Consider the following 8,919-nt stretch of genomic DNA (forward strand, 5'->3'; position numbering starts at 1 on the left):
AGGTTCCGGCAGGACACCAGATCGACGCCGGAAAACGGCGCATTGGCGAGCAGGTTGTGGGTCGCGAAGATGCACAGCGAGCGCAGATCCTTGGTCAGCCGCCAGCCACCCTCTTCGGCCACGAAATACTGCGCGCGCCAGGTTTCCGGGACCGACGCCATGGCCTCCGCCGAGTAGCGCCCGAGGCGCGCCCGGCTGATCGCCCGCTCGTTGATATCGGTACCGAAGATCTGCAGCTTGCGGGTGACGCCGGCGGCGGCCAGCGCATCGACCAGCAGGATGGCGATCGAATACACCTCTTCGCCGGTCGAGCAGCCGGGCACCCAGACGCGGATCGGATTGGCGCTCGATTCCAGCATCGCCGGGATCACGAACTGGCGCAGGCCTTCGGTCAGTTCCGGGTCGCGGAAGAACGCGGTGACGCCGACCAGCAGATCGTCCTTGAGGGCGAGGATTTCGTCCGGATCGTCGCGCAGGCGCACCAGGTAATGGCCGACATCGCCGCCGGACTGCAGGAAGGCGCGGCGCATGAAGCGCCGGCGCACGTTGACCTCCTTGTAGTAGCGCAGATTGAGGCCGGATTGCTTCTGGATCAGCGCGTGAACCTCGTCGAGCACCTTGGCATCGGGCAGCACGGCGGGATCGGTCGGCGCATCGCTTTCGAGATAGCGCTGGATCGCCGGGGCAATCTGCTCCGGCGTCAGTGCGGCATCGGCAAGCTGATTGTCGAGCACCGACTGCGGCATGCCGTCATGAGTCGCCGAGGCCGGCTCCTGCACCACGACATAGCCGCCGGCATCGCGAACCTCGGCCACGCCCGCGGTGCCGTCCTGCCCGGTGCCGGAGAGGATGACGGCGGCGAGGTCGATCTCGCTGTCGCGGGCAGCCGATGACAGGAAGATGTCGATCGGCAGATTCAGACCGCTGCCGCGCGGCGTCAGCACCAGCTTGCGATCGAGCAGGGTCGCGGTCATCGCCGGCACCAGCACGTAGATGCGGCCGGGTTCGAGCGTTTCGCCATCGCTCATCGCCTGCACCGGGATGCTCGTGCACTTCTGCAGCACCGGCACCAGCTGGCTTTCGTGATCGGGATCCAGATGGGTCAGCACGACGATCGCGAAACGGGGCAGTTCCGGGAAGTGCTTGATCAGCAGGCAGAGCGCTTCCACGCCGCCGGCGGAGGCGCCGATCACGGCGAGGCTCAGCGGCGCCTGGTCGCGCTCAGGCGCAGCACGATCATCTGCTCCGGTATCCATACTCGTCTTCCGTCTCCCTGTCGTGAACGATCGGTCTGTTCAGCGCGGCAAATCTTAAAGTGCTCCCGACGCACAAAGCGAATTGACGAAACCGTGGAACCGGGTGTTTTCCGGCCACTTTTTCGATCACGCGTCTGGCGGTAGCTGGAGCAGCGTCATGCCGCTGCAGGAACGATTTGCGGCAAGCTTCAGATGTCGCATTCGCAGCAGCGGCCGGTAGCGCAATCACAGTCGTTTCAAGGCTGCCGATCGACGCTTACCCGTTCACCCGGAAGCGCAAGCTCACGGCCTTCGGCTCGTCTCTCCGGTCCTTTACTCGCTGCGCTTCCCTACGGCTGTCGTCTGCGATCAGACGCGGCTCAGAAGCGGTAGCTCGCGAACACCGCGCCAAAGTTCGAACTGCGGTAACCGCCTTGTTCGAGCGCGGAGCCGGCCTCGAGGTGCTCGAGCCGCGTGGTCAGCGACAGCCGCGGCGTGAGGTTCCAGACCACCTGCAGGCGCGCGACATCGGCGGTGTGGCTGCCGCCTGCGCCGGCCGTGCCAGCGTAGGCCGTGCCGTTGGCGCGGTAGACGGCATCGTCGCGGTCGACGCGCCAGGTCCACTGGTATTCGAGCGTCACCCGCACACTGGCAAACGGCGACAACACGAGGTTGGGCGCGACTGCGGCGAGATTGGTCGGCGTGAGAAACAGGCCGTAGGCGTAGTAGATGTTGTTGCCGTAAGGTGCGGCGGCATTGCGCAGCGTGCGGCCGCCGTAGGCGCCACCGCCGCTCGCGTAGTCGGCATGGAAGCCGAGGCGCGGTGCGAAGCGGTCCTTGCCCAGCTTCCAGTTCTGCGCGAACAGCGCCTGCCAGGCTTCGAGCCGGCGCCCGTCGTGATCGCCCCACTGGTGGTTGACGGTCCAGTCCAGCGTCGCCGCGCCGCTCTCGCCCCAGAGCCGCAGGCCGCCGTAGTAGCGCTCCTCGCGCGCGGACAGCGCACCCCAGGTCACATTGCGCTGGCGCTGACGCCAGAGGAACGGATCGAGATAGAGCTGGCCGTCGAACCAGCGGCGCGGCAGCACGATGCCGCCGGTGATGCCCGAGAACCGGCGATCGCGGTCCGTATGGTCATCGTCGATGCCGCCGTTGCCGAGGCGGTTGAAGTCGAAATCGAAAATATCGGCGCGCAGGTGTTCGCCGTTGATCCAGGTACGCAGGCCGTTGACGGTGACATGCAGCGTGTTGTTGTCGCGCGCCGCGACCAGCAGGTTTGGTCCATCGATGAATAGCTGCCGGCCGTAGCGCACGCCGACCTCGACGTTGCCGAAGTGGTCGGTCCAGTCCGCGAAGCGCTGCTGCAGGAACAGATCGTTGCGCAGCGCGCCGGACGGCGTGCCGAGGTTGCGGCCATCGATGACACCGCGGCCGAGTTCCCCGAACAGGCGCAGATGCGAGCCGAGATGCAGATCGGTGCCGACGAACACGCGATAGATGTCCTGGCGCTGCTCGCCGCCGTTCAGTTGCGCATGCTCGGTGTAGTTGACGCGCCCGCGCAGTTCGCCGGACAGCGTCAGGTAGACGTCCGGCCGCCCGATCGGCAGGTACTTGAGCCGGTCGAGGAAATCGTGCCGCTGGCCGGGATCACGCATGCGCTGCCAGTCCTCGGCCCAGCGCGCGACGTTGTAGCCGTTGACGGTCGCACCCTGGCCGACCGCAGCGGCCGGGTAGCCGGTCGGCATCGGCGCTACGGACGCCTTGGTGGCCGGCGCGTCCGCAGCTGTTGGGATCTCGGGATCATCGCTTTGGGCCTCGGTCGCGGCTTCGGCAGCCAGTGCCAGCACCGCGCACACGATGCCGCAGATCAGGCGCAGCGACAGCGGGATATTCCAGGACATGCACGACTCCTCGCACGATGATCAGGCCGTGATCCCTCGCCGCAGGCCGCAGTCGATCCGCCCGCTTCGGGCAGCGCGTCAGGGAGCGGTCGGGAATCGTTTTTCCGGCTGCGTGGCGGGCGCCATGGCAGGCCGGTTGAATGCCGCCATCTTGGTCGCGGTGCGAGCGCCGCGAAATAACACCATGGAGTTAGGCAGCCGCTCTGGCTTGGTGCCGTTAGCTGCCTGTTCAGCGTTTGCCTACACTGACGACATGCACCATTTCCCAACACCTGACGGCTCGATCACGGCGACAGCGCTGTCATGGAAATGACCGCGATGGACGCCGGCAATCTGCGCATCCTGGTCGCCGACGATCACCCCTTGTTCCGTGCTGCCATCGTTCATACGCTGCAGCCGTTCACGGGCTCGGGCGGTAGCATTGCCGAAGCTTCGAGCTTCGCGTCGCTGAGCGCTGCGGTCAGCGCCGATGCCGACCTGGATATGGTGCTGCTCGATCTGAACATGCCCGGCGCGCAGGGCTTCTCGTCGCTGGTCTACCTGCGTGGCGAACGCCCGGCGTTGCCGGTGATCGTGATCTCGTCGAACGATCATCCGCGCACCGTCAGCCGCGCCCAGCAGTTCGGCGCGGCGGCGTTCGTGCCGAAGTCCGCACCGCCGGCCGTGCTGCAGAACGCGCTGCGCGTGGTCATGCAGGGCGATGAATGGTTCCCGCCGCAGCGTGCCGCGCGCAGTGCCGAAGACGCCAAGCTGGCCGAGCAGCTCGCCCAGCTCACCCCGCAGCAGTTTCGCGTGCTGATGGCGATGGCCGACGGCCTGCTCAACAAGCAGATCGCCCACGAGCTGGGCCTGGCCGAAAACACGGTGAAGGTCCACATCACCGCCGTGCTGCGCAAGCTGGAGTGCTACAGCCGCACGCAGGCGGCGGTGAAGGTCAAGGCGCTGCAGCCGGAGCCTGAGATCAACGAGCCGGACTAAAACATTTCAAGCTAAACAAGAACCGTCATGCTCGCGAAGGCGGGCATCCAGTTCTGAGGCGGAGCGCTACGGCTAAAACTGGATTCCCGCCTTCGCGGGAATGACGAGCTTTGTAGATATCTGCAGGGAAGATTCCTAGCCACTGCGCAACAGCAGCTGCCGCATCAATGCCCGCAAGGCCGGTGGTCGTACCGGCTTCGGCAGGAACGCCCAGCCGGCATCGGCGGCCGCTTCCGAAGCCGCTTCGCGTTCGGCTGAGATCATGATCACCGGCGGCCGGCGGCCCCAGCGCCGGAACAGCGAGGGCATCAGCTCGGCACCGGTTCCGGCACCGAGGCGATGATCGAGCAGCACCAGATCGGGCGCCTCGGCCGTTGATGCAGCCGCTTCCTCGGGGCTGCCGATCAGGGTGACTTCGCAGCCCCAGGCCAGCAGCAGTGCACGGGCGGCTTCGCGCACTCTGGGGTCATCGTCGATGCACCAGATGTGGCGGCCCTGGAGTGCGCTGGCCGGTTCGGCGATGGTCGCACCCGGCGCTGTCACGCCGCTGCGATCACCGGCCGGCAGGGCGATGCTGAACACGCTGCCGCGCCCGGGCCAGGAGCGCAGGCCGATCTGATGATCGAGCCGCCGGGCGATGCGTTCGACGATCGCCAGCCCCAGGCCGGCGCCGCGATCGGACTGCGCCGAGCCGCCATCGAGCCGGCGGAATTCCTCGAAGATCACTTCCCGATGTGCTTCAGCGATGCCGCAACCGGTATCCCAGACTTCGATGCGCAGGCCGCCGCCGCTGCGTCGCACACCCATCAGCACGCTGCCGCGCTCGGTGTAGCGCAAGGCGTTGGACAAGAAGTTCTGCAAGATGCGCCGCAGCAGCGCGGCATCGCTGCGGACCACGGCGCGCGTCGCCACCACGCGCAGATCGAGGCCGCGCAGCTGGGCAGTCGGTTCGAACTCGCGGCGCAGGCCGTCGAACAAGTCCTGCAGCGCCAGATCCTGCACCTGAGTCTGCAGCGCGCCGGACTCCAGCCGCGAGATATCGAGCAGGCTGGACAGGATGCCGTCCTCGGCGGCGAGCGCTTCCTCGATGTTGTCGGCGAGCGCTACGGCCTGAAGATCGTCCAGGCGTTCGCGCAAGGCCGAGGTGTACATGCGCGCCGCGTTCAGCGGCTGCAGCAGGTCGTGGACGGCGGCGCTGACGAAGCTGGTCTTCGAGCGATTGGCGCGCTCGGCCTCGCGGCGCGCGGCATCGAGATCATGGGTGCGCTCATCGACCCGGCGCTCCAGCGACACCGCCAGGGTGCGCAACTCACGCGCGGTATTGCGATACGCGGTGATGTCGGCATACGAGGTGACGAAGCCGCCGGCGGGCAGCGGATTGCCACGGATCTCGATCACCGTGCCGTTGGCCCATTCGCGCTCGAACATGTGTGGCCGCGCGGCACGCAGATGATCGAGCCGCCGCTGCACCGCGACCTCGACATCACCACCACCGAGCAGGCCGCGGCGCGCGTTGTAGCGCAGCAGGTCTTCGATCGGCCGGCCGATGCGCATCAGCTCCGGCGGGTAGCCGAAGATTTCGACATAGCGCCGGTTCCACGCCGTGAGCCGCAGATCGGCATCGACGACGCTGACGCCCTGGGCCAGATGTTCGAGGCTCTGGCGCTGGCCGACGCTGGCCCGTTCTGCGGCAATGACGATGCCGTCCTGGGCGCTGTGCAGCGCTTCGGCGTGCTGGCGCACCAGCTGCTCGAGTTCTTCGCGGCTGCGTCGGCGCAGGCGTGACAAGCGCAAGCGCTGCTGCACGAACAGCCCGAGGAACAGCAGGCTGAGCAGCGCACCACCGGCGGCGAGCGCGGCGATCAGGCCGGCGTCTTCGCTGTCGCGGGTTTCATGCAGCAGATGCAGGGTCCAGCCGTCGCTGGCCAGGGGCAGCGACTGCCACAGGAAATCGCCTCGCAGGCCGGCGCTTTCCAGCTTCACCCTGCGCGTGCCTTCAGGCCCCTTGGCATCGCGCAGGCTGAGCGGCTTCAAGCGCTGGCCGGCGTACTGCTGGGTGCGCGCCAGCTCGTCGCGCTCGGCCGGGCTCAGCTCGCGCAGCTGGCGATAACGCCAGGCCTCGCGATTGGCCAGGAAGACGATGCCGTGGGCGTCGCTGATCAGCACCACGTCGGCGGCCTTCTGCCATTCCTGTTCCAGCTCGCCGAGTTCGACCTTGACGGTCACCGCACCGATGCGGCTGCCATCGTCGTCATGCACCGCCTGGGTCATGTAGTAGCCGGGCACGCCGGTGGTGACGCCGATGCCGTAGAAGCTGCCGGCGTCGTCACGCATCGCCTGCTGGAAGTACGGCCGGAAGCGGTAGTCGACACCGACGTTGCTGCCCGGCAACTGCCAGTTGTTGGCGGCGACGCCGATGCCCTGGCGATCGAGCAGGGTCAAGGTCGAGGTATGGGCAGCGCCGTTGACCACTTCCAGCCGACGGCTGAGTTGCTGGCTGGCGGCGATATCGATAGGCGCGCGCAGCGCCTGACTCAGTGCTTGGCGTAGTTCAGGGTCCAGCGCCAGCACCGTCGGCAAGGTGCGGTAGCGATCGATCATCGACTGCAGCGAGGCTGCGTAGAGACCGAGCTGTTCGGCACTGCGCGCCGCCGATTCGCGCAGCGCCTGCTGCGTGGCCTGCCGCGCCACCGCGGTCATCGCGCCACCGAGCACGGCGATGACCAGCAGCACGATGACCACCAGCCGCAGCCGGTGCCCCTGCCGCCGTGGACCCGGCGCAGCAGCCTCAGCCACGGGCGCGGTGCGGGTGCTGACTGCCGCTGTTGTTCATGGCCGTGATCCCCGCTGAGTGAAGCCGCAAGCTAACTCTGCGTCAGACCTTCGGGCAACGGTTCCGATACGGCATCCGGGCCAGCGGCGAGTTCGCGGCGCAGGCGATCGCGATCCAACTCGTTCTCCCAGCCGGCGACGACGATCGTCGCCACACCATTGCCGACCAGGTTGGTCAGCGCCCGCGCTTCGCTCATGAAGCGATCGATGCCGAGGATCAGCGCCAGCCCGGCGACCGGCACCGAAGGCACCACGGCCAGGGTCGCCGCCAGGGTGATGAAGCCGGCACCGGTGACGCCGGAGGCGCCCTTGGACGTCAGCATCGCCACCGCCAGCAGGCTGAGCTCCTGGGTCAAGGTCAGATCGACGTTGAGCGCCTGCGCCACGAAGATCGCCGCCATCGTGAGATAGATGTTGGTGCCATCGAGATTGAACGAGTAACCGCTCGGCACCACCAGGCCGACCACCGGCTTGCCGCAGCCGAGGCGCTCCAGCTTCTGCATCAGCGGCACCAGGGCAGACTCCGATGACGAGGTGCCGAGCACCAGCAGCAGCTCATCGCGGATGTAACGCAGGAAACGGAAGATGCTGAAGCCGGAGAGCCTGGCGATGGTGCCGAGCACCAGCACGATGAACAGCGCGCAGGTCAGGTAGAAGCTGCCCATCAGCTTGGCCAGCGGGCCGAGGCTGTCGAGGCCGTATTTGCCGATGGTGAAGGCCATCGCGCCGCCGGCACCGATCGGCGCCAGGCGCATGATCGAGCTCATCATCCGGAAGAACACTTTCGAGATCGCATCGAGAAAGCTCATCACCGGTTTGCCCGGCTCGCCGACCGCGCTCATCGCGAAGCCGAACAGCAGCGCGATCAGCAGCACCTGCAGCAGATCGCCATTGCCGGTGAAGGCATCGGTGAAGGTCTTGGGAATGATGTGCAGCAGGAAGCCGACGGTGGTCTGCTCATGCGCAGCGGCGGCGTACTTGGCCACGGCACCGGCATCGAGCGTGGCCGGATCGACATTGAAGCCGGCGCCCGGCTTCAGCCAGTTGACGACGATCAGGCCGATGACCAGCGCGAAGCTCGACACCACTTCGAAATAGAGGATCGCCTTGACGCCGACCCGGCCGACCTTCTTGACGTCCGACACGCCGGCGATGCCCATGACCACGGTCAGGAAGATGATCGGGCCGATCAGCATCTTGATCAGGCTGATGAAGGCGTCGCCGAGCGGCTTCAGCGCCACGCCGGTTTCCGGGAAGTAATGGCCGATCGAACCGCCGATCACGATGGCCAGCAGCACCCACAGGTACAGACGCCTGGATGAGTTGCTGGATGCCTGCGTTGAAGTGCTCATGTGTCTCCTGATCGCGGGTTGCGGCGGCTCATGGTTTCAAGCCTTCCTGGGTATGAGCTGATCCTGCGCCGTGCAACCACCTTCACGGAATAGCCGGATGGTAGTAACTGCCGTGCCGCCTAACCCGAATGTACTAGCCGCTGCCAGCCGGCTCGTCGCCATGCGGCTCCTATAATCGCCGCGCCCTTCGTTCCGCACACCGAGAGACCCATGAGCCAGGACACACCGATCGCAAGCAAGGTCCGCGAAAGCCTGCGCCAGGCCGCCCTGGATTATCACGAGTTCCCGATTCCCGGAAAGCTGGCGGTCACCGCCACCAAGCAGCTCACCAACCAGCACGATCTGGCGCTCGCCTACTCGCCTGGCGTTGCCGCCGCCTGCGAGGAAATCGCCGCCGATCCGCTCAATGCCTATCGCTACACCGCGCGCGGCAACCTCGTCGCGGTGATCACCAACGGCACCGCCGTGCTCGGCCTCGGCAACATCGGCCCGCTGGCGGCCAAGCCGGTGATGGAAGGCAAGGCAGTGCTGTTCTAGAAATTCGCCGGCATCGATGTCTTCGATATCGAAGTCAACGAGACCGATCCAGACCAGCTGGTCGACATCATCGCCGCACTCGAACCG

The 8,919-nt window shown here is 66.6% G+C and carries 5 protein-coding genes and 1 pseudogene; 2 read left to right on the plus strand and 4 right to left on the minus strand.

Annotation, left to right across the window (positions count from 1 at the left end):
* Positions 1 to 1,256, minus strand: a 1,256-nt coding sequence (locus QZY06_RS03550) for a chemotaxis protein CheB (protein ID WP_295680272.1), incomplete at its 3' end; no start/stop codon positions are given.
* A 359-nt stretch (positions 1,257 to 1,615) separates the two neighbouring features.
* A complete protein-coding gene (locus QZY06_RS03555) occupies positions 1,616 to 3,133 on the minus strand; it encodes an alginate export family protein (RefSeq protein WP_295680277.1) in 1,518 nt (505 codons plus the stop codon).
* Positions 3,134 to 3,451: 318 nt separating this feature from the next.
* Here QZY06_RS03555 and QZY06_RS03560 point away from each other — a divergent pair, with 318 nt between their 5' ends.
* Positions 3,452 to 4,111, plus strand: coding sequence for a response regulator (locus tag QZY06_RS03560; protein ID WP_367275555.1), 660 nt, complete (start codon positions 3,452 to 3,454; stop codon positions 4,109 to 4,111).
* A gap of 135 nt (positions 4,112 to 4,246) precedes the next feature.
* Here the strand turns inward: QZY06_RS03560 and QZY06_RS03565 are convergent, their stop codons facing one another.
* Entirely contained in the window at positions 4,247 to 6,907 is a 2,661-nt protein-coding gene (locus QZY06_RS03565) for a PAS-domain containing protein (protein ID WP_295680283.1), read from the minus strand.
* 68 nt (positions 6,908 to 6,975) lie between these two features.
* A complete protein-coding gene (locus QZY06_RS03570) occupies positions 6,976 to 8,295 on the minus strand; it encodes a dicarboxylate/amino acid:cation symporter (RefSeq protein ID WP_295680284.1) in 1,320 nt (439 codons plus the stop codon).
* Between the two features lie 210 nt (positions 8,296 to 8,505).
* Between QZY06_RS03570 and QZY06_RS03575 the strand changes: the two are divergent.
* A pseudogene (locus tag QZY06_RS03575) lies at positions 8,506 to 8,919 on the plus strand (NADP-dependent malic enzyme); the annotation flags it as partial.

Origin of the sequence: uncultured Nevskia sp. (genome assembly GCF_903885465.1) — a bacterium.
Classification (GTDB): domain Bacteria; phylum Pseudomonadota; class Gammaproteobacteria; order Nevskiales; family Nevskiaceae; genus Nevskia.